This is a genomic window from Henriciella aquimarina (assembly GCF_002088975.1).
In the GTDB taxonomy this organism is placed as follows: domain Bacteria; phylum Pseudomonadota; class Alphaproteobacteria; order Caulobacterales; family Hyphomonadaceae; genus Henriciella; species Henriciella aquimarina.
In genome coordinates, this window is record NZ_NCST01000129.1 from 16793 (window position 1) to 32928 (window position 16136).

Here is a 16136-nt window from a genome sequence, read left to right on the forward strand (position 1 = left end):
ATTTATTGACCTTTGGCCTCCTGGGGCTGCTTTGCGCGAAACTTCTCGACAATGTCCGCCCGTGTGGCTCTGGCCGCATAATTCCATCCATCGGCAAGCGTCTCTCCGGTCTCGTTATCGTAGACACGCTCCTGATTGACGGCGTCGAATGCACGCTTTTCGTCCGCATTGCCCTTGAGTTTGAGGTCTCTATTAGCGGTCTCAAACCATTGCCTGAACATTGGCTCCGGCCAGAAGCCGCCTTTTTGTTTTTCAAAGGGCTCGAAGAACACCGACGCAAACAAAGCGGTGACACCGCCGCCGAGATAGTCCGTGAGAAATTTCGCGTCGTCTCTGTCGGAGAACATGCCGGACACGGCGATTGACGCGAGGATCGACAGATGCCCAACCAACGACGTCAGCAAAATGTAACCTAGGTACCAGCTCTGAAGGAGGTGATTTGAAAGAGACGGCTTTGTCGCCATCAGGCGTTTTGCGGCGACGATAGGGATCAGCATCGCCAGGCAGACGATCAAGTGGCACCATAGGGGTACGAACAAGTATGAGATCAGCGCCAGGACGACGGCTGAGAACGTGACCACGGCCCACAGGAGCATTTTCATCACCGTGTTTTCAGGGTGTGAAACGGGCTATGCCCACAGCGCATAACGACGGTGCCGTCGCCGAGTTGATGCGGTCTGTATGTAGACTTTGGCGTAGCTTCGAAGCAGGGAACTGCGCCAAGCTGAGCGGCGATATTCTGGATTTTTTCGAATATGACATTCTGAATTTGCCGGCTGCGTTGAGTGGCTTTTCGCGCGTAGCGCGGGGCGATGCGTTTCTGGGCCCGGGCCACACGCCGGCTTTGGCGAAGCAGCTTCTCCAGCTCCTGCGCTACCGTCGTATCTATGCCATCTATGTCTTGAACCCGCATCCCTGTCCCCAATGCTTGCTTCGTGCAAGCTTGTTACCAAGGATTCGGGTTGTCCAGAGCAACTTTCCATCCGACTTCGCGACACAGGATTAGAAACTCCCGGTTGCGCACGCTTGTGCGTGTCTTTGGCCTGGCGGATGAGCGTTCGGATGGAGAAAGACGCCAGACATTCGAGGCAAGGGAAGGCATCGCCCCCTCGCCGATCCACGGCTTTAGCGAAAATCCCGGCTATAGAAAAGCTTGTTCGCCTGTTCCCGGGGATGGCGTGCGCCAGCGCCGTAGCGCACCTGACGGGCGCGCTGGAGTTCGGCGGTAATCTCCTCGGAGAGCGGTTTGCGCTCGGGGCGCCTGGGCCCGTATTCGCCCGCCGGCGCGGGGCGTTTCACATCGTCGGCATTGTCATAAGATGGATCGATGCATCCCCCTGCCCCCTCGCCAAGTGTGTCGAGCAGGTATGACCGGTCCTCGATGCGCGCGGCAATGATATGGGTCACGATGCCCTCGCGCTGCAGCCTCCCGGTGATCTTGAGAAGCCTGCCGGTCATGACGGATTTCCGGTGTGTCTCGAACGTCTTGGGCCAGACCACGATATTGGAGACACCGGTATCGTCTTCAAGCGTGAGGAAGATGACACCGCTCGCCGTGCCGGGCCTCTGCCGGATGATGACGAGCCCTGCTACCGTCATCCATTGCCGGTCCGGCGCATTGCGCAGCGAGGATGCACTCGCGAACCGGCTGATGTCGGGGCGTAGCAGTGTCACCGGGTGATCGCGGAGCGTGAGACGTGTGGCGACATAATCCTCGAAGACCTCTTCCCTGTCGGACATGGCCGGCAGATTTGAGGTAATCATCGGTAGCCCCTCGCCTTCCCGTTCGAAGAGCGGAAGCGGTTTCTCGCCACCAAGCCCCTGGACCTCCCAGAGCGCCTGACGGCGGTCCAGCCCGTAGGCGGCGAAGGCATCGGCCCCGGCGAGTTTTGTGAGCACCGACCGGCTGAGCCCGGCGCGCCGCCACACCGTATCGATGGAGCGATAGCCATTGCCGCGGGCGGCGGCGATCCAGTGGCCGTCTTCCTCGCTGATGCCCTTGATCTGTCGGAAGCCGAGGCGCACGGCGAGCGAGCCGTCGCCTGCGGGCTCCAGCACATTGTCCCAGAAGCTCGCCTCGACGCAGACCGGCAGGACAATGACCCTGTGGGCCCGCGCATCGCGGATGATCTGGGCGGGCGCATAGAAGCCCATGGGCTGGGAGTTCAGAAGCGCGCAGCAGAAGACCTCCGGATGATGGCGCTTGATCCAGGAGGACGCGTAGACGAGCAGCGCAAAGCTTGCCGCATGGCTCTCCGGAAATCCGTAGCCGGAGAAGCCTTCGAGCTGGCGGAAACAGGCTTCAGCGAAAGCCTGATCATAGCCATTCTCCAGACAGCCGGCGACGAAGCGCTCATGAAAGCTCTCGACCGAGCCCGGCCCTCGGAAACTCCCAAGGGCGCGCCGGAGCTGGTCGGCCTCGGCCGCGGTGAAGCCGGCCGCGACAATGGCGATCTGCATGGCCTGTTCCTGGAAGAGCGGCACGCCGAGCGTCTTGGCGAGCACCGGTTCAAGGTCCTTGGAGGGATAGACGACCGGCTCTTCCTTGCGGCGGCGCTTGATATAGGGATGGACCATATCGCCCTGGATGGGGCCCGGCCGGATGATCGCAACCTCGATAACGAGATCGTAGAAGCATCTGGGCCGCATGCGCGGGAGAAAGTTCATCTGGGCCCGGCTTTCGACCTGGAAGACGCCGAGCGTGTCGGCGACGCACAGCATGTCGTAAACGGCCGGGTCTTCCCTGGGCAGCGTCGCGAGCGTGTAGGGCGCGGCTTTCCAGGTCCGCAACAGGTCGAACCCCTTGCGGATGCAGGTCAGCATGCCAAGCGCCAGCACGTCCATCTTCAGCATGCCGATGACGTCGATATCGTCCTTGTCCCATTCGATGATGGTGCGGTCTTCCATGGCGGCGTTCTCGACGGGGCAAAGCTCATCGAGCCGGCCACGGGTGATCACGAAACCGCCGACATGCTGGGAGAGGTGCCGGGGAAAGCCGATAATCTCCTGGGTCAGGGCGAGCGTCTGCTGAAGCCGCTTGTCGGAGAGATCGAGTCCGGCGGCCCTGGCCCGTTCATGCGCGATGCCTTCGCTGTTCGTGCCCCAGACCTGGCTCGCGAGCGCGGCGACAGCGTCTTCGGAGAGCCCCATGGCCTTGCCGACTTCGCGAATGGCCGCACGGGAGCGGAAATGGATGACGGTCGAACAGATGCCGGCGCGGTGGCGTCCGTATTTTTCATAGATGTGCTGGATGACTTCCTCGCGCCGCTCATGCTCGAAATCGACATCGATGTCGGGCGGCTCATTGCGGGCTGCGGAGATGAAGCGTTCGAACACCATGGTGATGGTTTCCGGGGAGGCTTCGGTGACACCTAGCGCGTAGCAAACGACCGAATTGGCCGCCGATCCCCTGCCCTGACAGAGAATATTCTTCGAGCGCGCAAAGGCGACGATGTCGTGAACGGTCAGGAAATAGCAGGCATAGTCCAGCTCCGCGATAAGGGCGAGTTCCTTCTCGACCAGCGCGCGGATCGCGGGCGTTTCGCCTTCGGGATAGCGACGCTGGAGGCCTTCTTCGGCGAGAAGGCGCAGGCGCTCATTGGGCGCCATGCCGTCGGTAATCTCTTCGGGATATTCATAGCGCAACTCGTCGAGCGAAAATGCGCAGCGCATGGCAATGGCGCCGGTATTCTGCACGGCGTCAGGGTAGCGATGGAAAAGCCGCCGGATTTCAAACTCGGACTTTATGCGGCGTTCGCCATTGGGCAGCGCGCGGCGGCCGAGCCTGTCGATCGTGGTCTTCTCGCGGATGCAGGAGAGAATATCGGCAAGCCGGCGCCGGCGGCCGGCATGCATGAGCACATCCCCAAGCGCGACCGGCGGGACGCCGGTGCGGTGTGACAAGGCTGCCCGCGCGGCGAAACGGGCCTCGTCATCACCATCATAACGCGGCGCCATGCCGATAAAAACGTCGTCGCCAAAGCACGTCTTCAGCGTCGCAGCGACATGACACTCATCATGCTGATGCTGAGCGTCATGGTCGTCGTCGTGAGCGTTGACGGCGGCGGCATCATGAAGACGATCATGATCGACACCATCATCCCGGCTGCCGCCGATGATGATGAACACACAGTCGCCGCCCCACTCGATGACGTCGCCGAGTCCGATCTCGCACTTGCCCTTCTTCGTGCGGCGTTTGCCGGTCGTCAGCAGCCGGCAGAGATTGGCATAGCCTGTACGGGTTTTCGGATAGGCAAGGATGTCGGGCGCATCAGTGAGAACCAGGCGCACGCCGACAATATAGCGCAGCTCCAGCTCCTTCGCCGCAGCATGAGCGCGCACGATCCCGGCGAAGGTGTTCACATCGGTAATGGCGATGGCGCCAAGACCAAGCGCCTTGGCGCGCGAGACCAGTTCCTCGGCGTGCGAGGCGCCGGTCAGAAAGGTAAAATTGCTGGTCACGCAAAGCTCGGCATAGCTCATGGGAACCGCCCCGCCACATACCAGGCGTCCCCTCCCTGTCCGGGCCAGGTCATGAGCCAGAGGCGCGCGCCGGCCCTGGTCTCGACGCGCCAATAATCCCGCAGCGGCCCGGCCTCGTCTCGCCACCATTCGCCGGCAAGACGCTCGGGGCCGCTGGCGCTGGCCATTTCATAGAAAGCCCGGCGCCATTCGAATTTCAGCGGCGGCCGGCCGGCCGTCTCGACGCGCACCGGTTCGGGCGGATGATAGAGCCGCAGCGGCCGTAGCCGCGGCGCTGACGTCCAGACAGGCGGTTTGCGGCAGTCCACCGCCTCGATTGTGGTGAATTCGCATTCGGGAAGATGGCTGTCGGCTGGCGCGAAGAGACGCACCCGGTCGAAGCCGAGGCGATTGCCAAGTGTGGAGATGAGGGCGGCGCGGTCGTCTTCGCGTTCGGTCTGCCTGTCGAACCCGGCCTGGCGGGGGTGCAGGGGTTCGACGCTTTCGGCGGCCAGCCGGAAAAAGTCGGCGCCGAAGGCGAGGCTGAGCTTGTCGAGGGGCGTGCGGAACTGCTGCAGCACTGCATCGGGCGCGGCAGTCGGTTTGGCGAAGCCGATGGTCATGATCTCATCGCGGGCATCGACCGGCCGCACGGTCAGCCGGTAACGGCGCGCGCCGCACTGCGCCGCTTCAAGCCGGCCGCAAACGGAGTCTGCGAGCCGCATGATCACGGCTTCGAGGTCATCCATAAGACCGATGGGGTCGGGCAGCGTCGCCCGCGCAGCATAGACCGGGCCCGCTCGTTTCGGGACGACCGGATCGGGCGTCCGCCCCAGACTGCGTTCGAGCGCCGATGTCAGATCGAGGCCGAAGCGCCGGGCGAGTTCCGCGGTTTTCACGCCATAGAGCTGGCCGACGGTCTTGAGGCCGGTGCGTCTGATGTCATGGAGCAGGCCGGGCTCGAGACCGAGCGCGGCGAGCGGCAGGCCTGCCAGGACGTCGGCTGTTCGCCCTGTCTCCGCGATTGCAACGGACACGGATGAAAACCGCGCGAGCGCAACGGCCGCGCTCTTGGTATCGGCGATGCCGATACGCGCAGTGATCTGCAGGTCGCCAGCGCGCTCGCGGATCGTCTCCCCCATGGCCGCTTCGCCGCCGAAGAGATGCGCGCAGCCGGTAATGTCCAGAAGGAGCCCGTCCGGTGGATCGAGGGAGACGAGCGGCGAGAACCGGTCGGCCCAGCGCCAGAGCGCCCGCAGAAGCGCGTCTTCGCGGGCCGGGTCGGCCGGCTCGGTGAGAAGCGCCGGACAAATGGCCCGGGCGTCGGGCAGCGACAGGCCCGGCGAGAGCCCGGCCCTCACCGCGTCTTGCGAAAGATGTGTCAGCCGCCAGGCATTGCGGATCTCGGCAACGATGGCGAAGGGGCCTGCGGCGCGCCCGTCGCCAAGACGGATGCGCCGGTCAAGCGGAAGCTGCGGCAGCCATAGCGACAAGGTCCGGCGCATGCTCACCCCCAATCCATGAGACCTGCCAGGCGCCGGGCGCCCCGCGCTTGGCCTTCAGACACTTCCAGACCCACCCGGTCCCGGCCGCGGCCTCGCATTGCCAGCGCGTTTCGGCGGCAGACGTGCGGGCCTTGCCATGAAGGATGACGAGACCGAGCGCCCCGCTCTCTTCGGCCGCAATCTGGAGCCGGCGGCTTTCCTTCAGGCCCGGCCCGTCATGCAGTTCGAGAATAACGCAAGGGCCAGAACGCGCCCTGAGCGCCTGTTCGGCCGCCCAGAGGAGTTCGCTGCGCCCCTGTCCGATGGTGAGGATCATCCGGGCGGGATCGATGAAACGCTGCAGGGCGGATGGCGCGAGGCTCGCGACATCGCCCGCCTGTCCGATCCAGATCAGGGGGCCGTCATAGCGGGCAGCAGCAGCAAGCGCGAAGACTTCACCGCCATCGCCCATGACTTCATGAACGCGCCCGCGTGCCAGCCGGACCGGTCCGGACAGGCGGACGTCCCCATGCGCCGCGGGCCCATGAAGGGTCGCGGCGGTCAGAGCCTGCAGGCGTCTGATGTCGGGTTTGGCACTCATGTTCCTATTTTGTTCTTTTCGGGGATAACGAGTCAAGGCAGCATGTCTGGCCCTTGCAGCACGGGGCGGGCTATGCCCGAACCAGCCGGGACCGGGGACATCCTTTCAAGGCGGCGTCCCGCCATTGCCGGGACGCTGAATGCCGCTCGCGAGGTTTACCACACAAAATATTTTTTGTGTGGTAACAGGCCGGAAAGCTTTACCACACAAAATGATTATCGTGTGGTAAGCTTAAGAGAGCGGCCCTGAAACCATGACCTTCCGCAGACACTCGCAAACGGCCCAAGCCGCGTATCATGATCTCGTCTCACTTCTCCTGGACGAGTCCGTCACGGATCTGCGCGGCGCACCGACGGCTCGCAGGATCAACGGGAAGACGTATTGGTATGACCGCTACCGGCTCGGTTCGGATATTCATGAAAAATATCTCGGCGAAGAGACCCCTGCACTCCTGGCCCGTCTCGAACAATATGAGGCCCTGAAGGAACAACGTGCAAACCGCCGGCGCGAGCGCACCCGGCTGGTCAGGCTCCTGAGAAGCGAGCGTTTCCTGGGGCTCGACGGCGCGACCGGCAGCCTGGTGGCAGCCTTTGCACGGACCGGTGCTTTCAGGCTGGGCGGCGTCCTCGTCGGCACCACGGCTTTCCGGCTTTACGAAGGGGAACTGGGCCTGCGCCTGTCACTCGACCAGGCGGTGATGACCAATGACATCGATATAGCAAGCTTCGAGAAGCTGTCTCTGGCGCTCGGAGACGTGGTCGATCCGTCGCTTCATGACGTGCTGGACGAGTTTGACTTCGCGCCTGTTCCCTCCATCGACAAGGGCCGCGTCTGGCGTTGGCGCCAGTCCTCTTCGGAAACCCTCGTCGAATTCCTGACGCCATCCTTCGACGCCGAGGAAGGCATCCGGGAGCTGCCTGCGCTTGGCGTAAGTGCACAATCCCTTCATCACCTCAACTTCCTGATTGCGGAGCCCTTGCACGCGGCGGCCGTTTATCGTGACGGCATACTCGTGAGAATCCCGCGCCCTGAACGCTTCGCCATTCACAAGCTCATCGTTTCGAACCGGCGCAGGGACGGACCTGAAAGTCTCAAGGCGAGAAAGGATCTTCTCCAGGCTGAGCTTCTGATCGAGATTCTGGCCGAGGATCGCCCGGGCGACCTCGCCGAAGCTTATGCAGACGCCGTGGCTCGAGGGCCGCGCTGGCGCGAGCATATCGAGCAAAGCCTCGTGCGATCGCCGGCTTCCAGACAAAGGCTCGACGCGTTGAGGCATATCTGACGGTCTTGTCGAGACGCCCGGTTTTCTCTTCGGCCTGGATCTGCTTATTATATCCAGGGCTCGTCTCCCGCGGATATTCATTGACCCTTGTGCTGGACCAATATGCCTTATGTCTTCGGAGTTGTCGCCCCACCTGTTAGCCACGCCACTCCACAGTTTGGGCCATGTCGGCTATCCGATCGAAGACAATATCGAACTCTATCTCGACACCTTGTACAAAGGCAGGCTCTACGAGACCCTGGCTGAGGGCTATCCGGGCCCGGACATCACGCGCAATCTGGCAGATATCTATGCCGAGATCTCGGCTCTGATTTTCTGGGGGAAGGATGACGCTTATGAGGAAGCGCTCCGGGCGTTTCCGCTCTTTGTAGACTACCTTTCCCAAACGGTGATGGACGTCAGCGACCTTCATAATCTCTACCGGATCAGCTGCAATTTCAGAGACGGCGTCCCCGACGGCGGCGGCCCGGATCACCTGTCGCATCTGGACGATGCAGTCGAGACGATATCGGCAATCGTCTGCTCGGAGCCATACCGCAGTACCATCGAGAATGGCCTGCGGGACAAGGTGAGGCCTGATCATGACGACCTCATCGATCTGGCGGTCTGGTTTCATGGGGCCGATGAATTCGAGCTGCATTTTGAGCACGCGCAATTCGACCCGGTCCGCGGCCTGAGGGAACCCCATTGGCTCGTGGGGATGAATGAGGAACAAGGTCGGCGCTTCATGGCTTGGGTCCGGCAGTCCCTGCCCCGCGACCTGCCCGCTCGCTCCATCGCACGCACCCAAGACTATTCTGAGCGGGAAAGAGCGGTGTTGAGCAGCGTCCTCTCGCATTCCCACGATACGGTGAGACGTGCGGCCGACCGGCACGACCTGGCGGTCTGGGGGCTCTCGTCGTCAGACATATCTCTGGCCTGCAAGGGCGCTTGGCTGCTGGAGGCGCTGCCCCTCTCCGAGTGGCCCACCGGCAGCGTTGCGGCGCTCGGCGGCCTGTCCGAAGCGGTGGACCCGCATTGGGTGTCCTGGAAGGAGGATGAGCAGGCCCATCTCAATGCGAAGGACAGGCTTGGCGCGCTCCTGCAAATCGCCCAAAGCTAGCTGGATATGCTGACCTCTGTCCGGCCAGCATCTTCGTGTGAACCGGTCGACCGCCCAGCGGGCCTCCGCAGCGCCGGCCGTTACGGATAGCCGGGTACGAAGATCACATCCTCGATGCACGAGCCGGCATAGACGCGTATATCGCACGGGCCGGACGGGCCAGGCGGCGAGATGATCGCGCTCAGCCCCTTCTCCTCGATGGCCTTCCAGCCTGCCTTCAGCATTTCGTTGAAATCGTCGAGCGCCTCGCGGCGAGCCGCATTATGAGCACGAGCCGCTTCATTCCTTTTCATGCGCGCATCAAAGCCGCGCGCATAGCCGTCGAAGGAGGTATATTGCGCATAGTCCGAGCGCATCCGCGCGAGGCTTGTCTTGTAGGCTTCGAGCTCCGAGGAGGACAGGCCGTAAGAGCGTTCGCGGAGCATCCGGTTATTGAGAGACCAGACCGCCATCTGGTCGGGGGCGCCCCAATAGAGCGGCGCGAAGGTCTCGCGCGTGCACCCGGCCATGCTCCCTGGCTTTTCGCACCCGTGGTAATCATCGACCTCATACTGGAAATGCGCCACCAGAATGCCCTCCGAGACGATTTCCTGGATGACGTCATAAGCGACACTGTTGCGCTTATCGAGGTTCGAGGATGTTTCGAAATCCGTCAGCTTCTGTTTCGGCGGAAGCTGGACCACCGGCATCGGCGCGAATTCCGGGCGGTAGATCTGGCCGGCCGCCGTGCGGTCCCAGTTCTTCGCGTAGACATGGGCTGTGATCATGTTCGCCCGGGGGCAGATCTCCGGATGGATCACATCGGACAGAACGGGGCGCACCTCGTCCCATAGCATGTCCTCGGTGATGCGTTCATCATGCGCGACATTGAAGACGACCACGACGCGCGAATGGAACCGCTGATATTTCGTGCCGGGCTTGTCGACGGTACAGATCGCATCGCCATATCTGGTGAGGCTGGTGTCGAGAAAATTGATCCGCTCATAGACGGTGAAGCGGTCATTGCTGAAGAGCTCCCTGCCCGCATTGTAAGGCGTGATCTTAAGTGAGAGAGGCTCACCGACCTCACCGCCCCTCACGGCATTGCTGCGAATGTCAAACCCTGCGGGCATGTCCGGCCCGCCATTTGCCACCTGGCCGGTGGCGGGCGCACACATGATCAGGGCCGCACCGAGCATTCCGAGAATGTGTCTGATCATGGGTCTCTCCTGTCCTGCCCCGGCGGCTAGCCATCATTGGCGAGATGTCCCTCAAGCATCTCAACAACCTCGTGAAACGGCCGCGCGCGAGCCAGAAAGCCGTAATTGGCGATATCGACGACAACAGCCTTGGCCGGCCGGTAATCATTGCTGTAGTGGCCCGCCATGAAGCCGAATGCCGGATCGAGCCGTACGCGGAGCGTGTCATAGTCGTCCTGCGATTGCGCGACGGCGAGCGCCGGCGTGAGACAGCACAGGAGAAGGCCCGCGACCGCACGCTTGATGTCCGCCATGATTGTCCCCCGATCAACGCCCAATGCCCGTCAATAGTCGTGGAGACGATACCGGCATCGAATGCGGGGCACAACTTATCGCGGCTTGAAACGCTTGCGCCCCGATGCAGGGCTCTGCGCCAAATGGCCTGCCATCCAACTCCCGCCCGGGGCGGCGCCGGGCGATGCTCCGGATCAACAGATCCATTCCCGGAGCGGCCGCAAATGTCCCAGACAGTACAGACCAGCGAAACCCAAAACCGCCGCAGCACGATGCTGCGCACCGCGCTCTGCGAGGTCGTGCGTGACGCGCTCACGGATCCGAAGACCATCGAGGTGATGGCCAATCCGGACGGCAGCGTGTGGATCGAACAGGCCGGATGCGGCGTCGTCAGGTCCGAACACAGCCTTTGCGCTGCCGATCGTGAGCGCGTCATCCGCCTCGTCGCCTCGGCAGCGGGAGAGGCCCTCAGCCGCGCTTCGTCGATCGTCTCTGCAGAACTCCCCGGCAGCGGCGAGCGGTTCGAAGGGCTTCTCCCGCCTGTCTCTCCCGCGCCCTGTTTTTCGATCCGCAAGCCGTCGGCCGCGCGCCTCAGGCTTGACGATTATGTGGACCAGGGCGCGCTGGCGCCCGGGACCGCCGCGGCGTTAAGAGCCATGCTGGCGGCACGCGCCAATATCCTCGTCGCCGGAGGCACGTCCTCGGGCAAAACAACATTCGCGAATGCGCTGCTCGCCGAACCGGCGCTCGCCGATGATCGCATCGTCATCCTCGAAGACACGCGCGAGCTCGCCTGCGCGGCCGCCAACACTGTCCAGCTCAGAACCCATCGCGAGCGTGCCTCGCTGTCAGAGCTTGTTCGCTCGACCATGCGGCTGCGGCCAGACCGGATCGTGGTCGGCGAGGTGCGCGGGCCCGAAGCGCTCGACCTCCTGAAGGCCTGGAATACCGGCCATCCGGGCGGCGTCACCACGCTGCACGCAAACTCTGCCTACGATGCATTGGCGCGGCTTGAACAGCTGGCCCTGGAGGCGATCCATCGCCCTCCTTTCGATCTCATCGCTGGCGCCATCGATGTCATCATCTTCATGAGCCGTTCCGGTGGCAAGCGGCGCGTCGAGGACGTGCTGCGCCTCTCTGGCCACGAGGCTGGCGCCTATGTCGCCGCCCCGCTCGTCGAAAAGCCCTTTTCCATTGTCAATCACGGAGACCCGGCATGAAACCCGACAACAGCATCCGCATGCGCCGTCTGGCGGGTCAGGCCGCCGCCTGTTCCCTCCTCGCCCTCGCGCTCACCGGACCCGCCCATGCGGCCGGGTCCGGCATGCCCTGGGAGGCGCCCCTCGACCAGATCCTCTCCTCCATCGAGGGGCCGGTCGCCCGCATCATCGCGGTGATCATCATCACCATGACGGGCCTGACGCTGGCCTTCGGCGAGACCTCCGGCGGTTTCCGCAAGCTGATCCAGATCGTCTTCGGGCTTTCCATCGCTTTCGCGGCGACGAGCTTCTTCCTCACCTTCTTCTCCTTCGGCGGCGGCGCGCTCATCTGATGGAGGGCTACGAAATCCCTCTCCACCGGTCGCTGACCGAACCGATCCTGATGGCGGGCGCGCCGAGGGCGGCCGCCATCGCCATCGGCACGCTGGCGGCCGCTCTCGCACTGGGCCTGCGCCTCTGGATACCGGGGCTTCTCCTCTGGGTGCTGGGACATTCCGCCGCCGTCTTCATCGCGCGCGCCGATCCGGACTTCATGGCGGTCGCCGCCCGCTCGATCCGCCACAGGGAGCATCTCTCATGCTGAACCTCAGGGAATACGCCCATTCGCCGTCTCGGCTCGCCGACTATCTGCCCTGGGCGGCGCTGGTCGCGCCCGGCGTCGTCCTCAACAAGGACGGCTCGTTCCAGAAAACGTTCCGCTATCGCGGGCCCGATCTCGAAAGCTCGACGAACGCCGAACTCGTCTCGGTCATGGCGCGGATCAACAATGTGCTGCGCCGGTTCGGGTCCGGCTGGGCGCTCTTCTTCGAGGCGGCGCGCGATGAGGCGCATGATTATCCCGAAAGCGTGTTCCCCGACGCCGCCTCATGGCTGGTCGATCTCGAACGCGCCCTGCAGGCGGATGAGGCCGGGGCGCGGTTCGAAAGCCGCTATTATCTGACACTCCTCTGGCTGCCGCCGGCCGACGCAACGGGGCGCGCCGAGAAGGCGCTGATCGAGCGGGCCGACACCCGCGATGCGGCCAATTGGCGCCAGCGCCTGGAGACGTTCGAACAGTTCAGCGCACGCGTTTTCGACCTCCTCGCCACCTCGCTCGCCGAGATCGCCCCGCCCGACGATGACGAGACGCTGACCTATCTGCATGATTGCGTGTCGACAAAGCGCCACCCGGTCGCCGTTCCGGACTTCCCGGTCTTCCTCGATGCGATCCTGGCTGACGAGCCTTTCTCAGGCGGGCTGGAGCCGCGCCTGGGGGAGGCGCATTTGCGCACCGTCACGCTTCTGGGCTTCCCCGCCTCGACGCTGCCCGGCCTGCTCGACGAGCTGAACCGGCAAGGCTTTCCCTATCGCTGGGTCACGCGCTTTATCGCCATGGACAAGGCGGAGGCCGAAAAGCTTCTCGGCAAGAAACGCCGGCACTGGTTTGCCAAGCGCAAATCCATCGGGGCGGTCTTGCGCGAGACCATGTTCAACGAGCCCGCGCCGCTGCTCGACAGCGACGCCGACAACAAGGCGGGCGATGCCGATGCCGCCCTGCAGGAGCTTGGCAGCGATCTTGTCTCCTATGGCTATGTCACCACCACGATCACCGTCGCTGATGAGGATGCGCGGCGTGTCGAAGAACACCTCCGCGTTGCTGAGCGCATCATCAATGGCCGCGGGTTCACCGCCATTGCCGAGACGCTGAACGCCGTCGACGCCTGGCTCGGCAGCCTGCCCGGTCATGTCTATGCCAATGTTCGCCAGCCGATCCTGCACACGCTGAACCTCGCCCATATGGCGCCGGTCTCTGCGGTCTGGGCAGGCAATGCGGAAAATGCGCATCTTGGCGGTCCCGCCCTCATCCAGGCGCAGACGGATGGCACGACACCGTTCCGGCTGAACCTCCATGTCGGCGATGTCGGCCACACGCTGGTGGTCGGGCCCACAGGCGCCGGCAAGTCTGTGCTCCTGTCGCTGCTCGCCCTGCAATGGCGCCGCTATGAGACCGCGCAGGTCTTCGTCTTCGACAAGGGCCGCTCGGCGCGCGCGGCGACGCTCGCCATGGGCGGGGCGCATGTCGATCTCGGCGGCGCGTCCGCACCAAGCCTGCAGCCTTTGCAGACGATCGACACGCCCGAAGGCGCGACGTTCGCCGCCGACTGGCTGGCAGGTCTTTGCACGCGAGAGGGCGTTGCGATCACCCCGGATCTGAAGGCCCGGCTCTGGGAAGGTCTTCAGGCGCTTTCAACCGCACCCGCGGCCGAGCGCACCATCACCGGCCTGACGCTGCTTCTGCAGGACGATCAGCTGCGATCGGCGCTGCATCCGTTCACGCTCGAAGGCCCGCACGGCCGGCTGCTGGACGCCGATCATGAGAGCCTGACACTCGCCGACACGGTCTGTTTCGAGATGGAAACGCTGATGCAGTCGCCTGCCGCCGCCGCGCCGATCATCACCTATCTCTTCCACCGGCTTGAGGCCCGGTTCGACGGACGGCCGACGCTCCTCATCCTCGACGAAGCCTGGCTGTTTCTCGACGATGCGATGTTCGCCGCCCGCATCCGGGAATGGCTGAAAACGCTGCGCAAGAAGAATGTCGCGGTCGTCTTCGCCACCCAATCGCTGGCCGACATCGCCAATTCCCCGATCGCGCCGGCGCTGGTGGAGAGTTGCCCGACACGCATCTTCCTGCCGAATGAGCGCGCCCGGGAACCGCAATCGAAAGAGACATATGAGCGCTTCGGGCTCAACCGGCGCCAGATCGAGCTGATCGCGCAGGCAATGCCCAAACGGGACTATTACTATCAGTCGCCGCTCGGCTGCCGCCTGTTCGAACTCGGGCTCGGCCCCATCGCGCTCGCGCTTTGCGGCGCCTCCGGCCCGGTCGACCAGGAACGGATCGAGCGGACGCTGGCGGAAGCCGATCTCGAAGACTTCGCCGAGACATTCCTGCACGCCAAGGGCCTCGCCTGGGCCGCCGACCTGCTGGCCCGCTGGCCCGGACCGCAGGCGGTCGCGACCGCCTCACCAGCCACGCCCCTCGCCGCCGAATAGGAGCCAGACCCATGAAACGCCTCCTCGCCAGTCTCGCCCTGATCGCTGCGCCCGCAGTGTTTCCCCTTCCGGCCAACGCACAATTCTCCGGCGGCGTGGTCTACGACCCCACCAATCATGCGCAGAATGTCCTGCAGGCCGTGCGCGCCCTGCAGCAGGTCGAACAGCAGGTCCAGCAGCTCGCCCATGAGGTCGAGATGCTGGAGAACATGGCCCGCAATCTCGAGACGCTGCCCGCCAATGTCGCGGAAACCATCATCCGCAACCGGATTAACCGGATTCACGCGCTGATGTCCGAGGCAGAAGGCATTGGCTATGGCGTCGCCGAGATCGAGCGCGACTATGAGACGGCCTATCCGGAAGACTTCGGCGAGACGCCACCGCCCAATGCGGTCCTCGTCGGACAGTCTCGCGCGCGCTGGCGCCAGTCGCGCAGCGCCTATCGCGACACGCTCGTCACCGTCGCAACCGCGCTTGAAGACAATGAGACCGATGCCGACGCGATTGCCGGGCTCGTTTCGCGGAGCCAGACGGCCGCCGGCGCCCTGCAGGCCGCGCAAGCCGGCAACCAGATCGAGGCGATACAGGCCGAACAGCTGATCCAGATGGAAGCGATGATGGCGGCCCATTACCGCGCGGACGCGCTCGAACGCGCCCGCGCGCTGGCCGAAGCCGAGCGCGGACGTGCGCGCACCAAAGCCTTCCTGGAGGATTGAGCGCGATGGACGTGATCGACACCTTCCTCGCGACCTTTATCGCCTATATCGATTCAGGCTTCGGCCTGCTCGCCGGCGACGTCGCCTATCTGACGACCACGCTGATTGCCATCGACATCACGCTGGCGGGCCTGTTCTGGGCGCTGTCGCAGAATGGCGATGTCATCGCCGGGCTCCTGAAGAAGGTCCTCTATGTCGGGGGCTTCGCCTTCATCATCGGCAATTTCTCCCTGCTCGCCACCCTTGTCTTCGACAGTTTCGCCGACCTTGGCCTGACCGCCGGCGGCGGGACGATGAGCGCCGAGGATCTGATGCGGCCGGGGTTCATCGCGGGCGTCGGTTTCGATGCGGCGAAACCCCTGCTCAAGGAGATCGGCGACATGGTCGGGCCAATCAAGTTCTTTCACAATTTCATCATGATCGCGGTCATGTTCCTGGCCTGGGCGGTGATCCTGATCGCCTTCTTCGTGCTGGCCGTACAGCTCTTCGTCACCATACTGGAATTCAAGCTGACGACGCTGGCGGGTTTCGTGCTCGTGCCTTTCGCCCTCTGGAACAAATCATCCTTCCTCGCCGAACGCGTGCTTGGCAATGTCATCACCTCCGGGGTCAAGCTGATGGTGCTCGCCATCGTCATCGGCATCGGCTCGACCATGTTCGCGACAATCACCGAGGCGTTCACGACCGGCGATGACGTGACGCTGGCGCAGGTGATGGGGACCGTGCTCGCCGCCTTCGTCTTCTTCTGGCTCGGCATCTTCG

Annotated in this window: 14 protein-coding genes; 8 read left to right on the forward strand and 6 right to left on the reverse strand. The window is 63.7% G+C overall.

Going from position 1 to position 16136, the window contains the following annotated elements; all coding sequences use genetic code 11:
• Positions 1 to 2 precede the first annotated feature (2 nt).
• From B8784_RS20085 to B8784_RS20105, 4 genes are all read right to left on the reverse strand, one after another.
• Positions 3 to 602 carry a hypothetical protein gene (locus B8784_RS20085; RefSeq protein ID WP_084399871.1) on the reverse strand — a complete coding sequence of 200 codons (600 nt, stop codon included), beginning with the start codon at positions 600 to 602 and terminating at the stop codon, positions 3 to 5.
• A gap of 523 nt (positions 603 to 1125) precedes the next feature.
• Positions 1126 to 4482 carry an error-prone DNA polymerase gene (locus tag B8784_RS20095; RefSeq protein WP_084399873.1) on the reverse strand — a complete coding sequence of 1119 codons (3357 nt, stop codon included), beginning with the start codon at positions 4480 to 4482 and terminating at the stop codon, positions 1126 to 1128.
• Complete coding sequence (locus B8784_RS20100) at positions 4479 to 5966, reverse strand: Y-family DNA polymerase (RefSeq protein WP_084399874.1); 1488 nt, start codon at positions 5964 to 5966, stop codon at positions 4479 to 4481. The genes B8784_RS20095 and B8784_RS20100 overlap by 4 nt, the downstream gene beginning before the upstream one ends.
• Positions 5923 to 6546, reverse strand: coding sequence for an ImuA family protein (locus B8784_RS20105; protein ID WP_084399875.1), 624 nt, complete (start codon positions 6544 to 6546; stop codon positions 5923 to 5925). The genes B8784_RS20100 and B8784_RS20105 overlap by 44 nt, the downstream gene beginning before the upstream one ends.
• 253 nt (positions 6547 to 6799) lie before the next feature.
• Between B8784_RS20105 and B8784_RS20110 the strand changes: the two genes are divergently transcribed.
• Complete coding sequence (locus tag B8784_RS20110; RefSeq protein WP_084399876.1) at positions 6800 to 7828, forward strand: nucleotidyltransferase family protein; 1029 nt, start codon at positions 6800 to 6802, stop codon at positions 7826 to 7828.
• Positions 7829 to 7937: 109 nt separating this feature from the next.
• The gene (locus B8784_RS20115) at positions 7938 to 8930 is read left to right on the forward strand and encodes a hypothetical protein (protein ID WP_143435656.1); all 993 of its coding nucleotides are present in this window, start codon (positions 7938 to 7940) and stop codon (positions 8928 to 8930) included.
• Positions 8931 to 9010: 80 nt separating this feature from the next.
• Here B8784_RS20115 and B8784_RS20120 read toward each other — a convergent pair whose 3' ends face one another.
• A complete protein-coding gene (locus B8784_RS20120) occupies positions 9011 to 10129 on the reverse strand; it encodes a hypothetical protein (protein ID WP_084399878.1) in 1119 nt (372 codons plus the stop codon).
• Positions 10130 to 10155: 26 nt separating this feature from the next.
• On the reverse strand, positions 10156 to 10422 hold the full coding sequence (locus B8784_RS20125) for a hypothetical protein (RefSeq protein WP_084399879.1): 267 nt from the start codon (positions 10420 to 10422) through the stop codon (positions 10156 to 10158).
• Between the two features lie 204 nt (positions 10423 to 10626).
• Between B8784_RS20125 and trbB the strand changes: the two genes are divergently transcribed.
• The 6 genes from trbB to trbL form a co-directional block, all read left to right on the forward strand.
• Positions 10627 to 11622 (forward strand): P-type conjugative transfer ATPase TrbB, encoded by a 996-nt coding sequence (gene trbB / locus B8784_RS20130; protein ID WP_084399880.1) that lies wholly within the window; start codon positions 10627 to 10629, stop codon positions 11620 to 11622.
• Positions 11619 to 11954 carry a TrbC/VirB2 family protein gene (locus B8784_RS20135; RefSeq protein WP_084399881.1) on the forward strand — a complete coding sequence of 112 codons (336 nt, stop codon included), beginning with the start codon at positions 11619 to 11621 and terminating at the stop codon, positions 11952 to 11954. Before trbB ends, B8784_RS20135 begins: the two co-directional genes overlap by 4 nt.
• Positions 11954 to 12205 carry a VirB3 family type IV secretion system protein gene (locus B8784_RS20140; protein WP_084399882.1) on the forward strand — a complete coding sequence of 84 codons (252 nt, stop codon included), beginning with the start codon at positions 11954 to 11956 and terminating at the stop codon, positions 12203 to 12205. The genes B8784_RS20135 and B8784_RS20140 overlap by 1 nt, the downstream gene beginning before the upstream one ends.
• On the forward strand, positions 12199 to 14658 hold the full coding sequence (trbE, locus tag B8784_RS20145; protein ID WP_084399883.1) for a conjugal transfer protein TrbE: 2460 nt from the start codon (positions 12199 to 12201) through the stop codon (positions 14656 to 14658). The genes B8784_RS20140 and trbE overlap by 7 nt, the downstream gene beginning before the upstream one ends.
• A gap of 11 nt (positions 14659 to 14669) precedes the next feature.
• The gene (gene trbJ / locus B8784_RS20150) at positions 14670 to 15374 is read left to right on the forward strand and encodes a P-type conjugative transfer protein TrbJ (protein ID WP_084399884.1); all 705 of its coding nucleotides are present in this window, start codon (positions 14670 to 14672) and stop codon (positions 15372 to 15374) included.
• Between the two features lie 5 nt (positions 15375 to 15379).
• Positions 15380 to 16136, forward strand: a 757-nt coding sequence (gene trbL / locus B8784_RS20155; RefSeq protein WP_084399885.1) for a P-type conjugative transfer protein TrbL, incomplete at its 3' end; no start/stop codon positions are given.